The sequence below is a fragment of the Dehalococcoidia bacterium genome (assembly GCA_025054935.1).
GTDB lineage: Bacteria > Chloroflexota > Dehalococcoidia > SpSt-223 > SpSt-223 > JANWZD01.
Genome location: JANWZD010000072.1, coordinates 1 through 567, shown reverse-complemented (window position 1 = coordinate 567; position 567 = coordinate 1). Strand labels below are relative to the sequence as shown.

Here is a 567-nt window from a genome sequence, read left to right as displayed (position 1 = left end):
GGCGCGCTTGAGCGGCGCTCCGGCGGACACCGTCATCCCGGCGGAGGGCGGCGCGCCATGTGAGGCTGCTCGGTTCTTCCCGCCAACGCGCGCCGCCGACTCCGGTCGGAACCGTAACGTCACCAACGCCGCCATCATTGCCATTGACCCAAAGACCGGCGAGATCCGTGCCATGGTCGGCTCGGTGGATTACTGGAACCGGGCCATCTCCGGCAACTTCAACATCGCCGTAGATGGCCTGCGCCAGCCGGGTTCGGCCTTCAAGCCGTTCACGTATCTCGAAGCGTTCCGTCAGGGCTTCTCGCCGGCGACGATGCTGCTCGACGTGAGGATGCAGTTCCCTATTCCCGGGCAGGCGCCCTACGAACCGGAGAACTACGACCGCAAGTTCCATGGCCCGGTCAGCCTGCGGCAGGCGCTGGCGCGCAGTTACAACATCCCGGCGGTGGACGTGCTCAGCCGCGTCGGCATTGATAACGTCATCCGGCGCGCGCACCAGTTGGGCATCAACACGCTGGAGACCGGCAACTACGGACTGGCGCTGACGTTGGGCGGCGGCGAGGTGAC

At 66.5% G+C, this 567-nt stretch carries 1 protein-coding gene; it reads left to right on the top strand.

The window, feature by feature from the left end; genetic code table 11:
- The coding region (locus tag NZ773_16315) for a penicillin-binding transpeptidase domain-containing protein (protein MCS6803491.1) at positions 1–567 on the top strand (567 nt) is incomplete at both ends.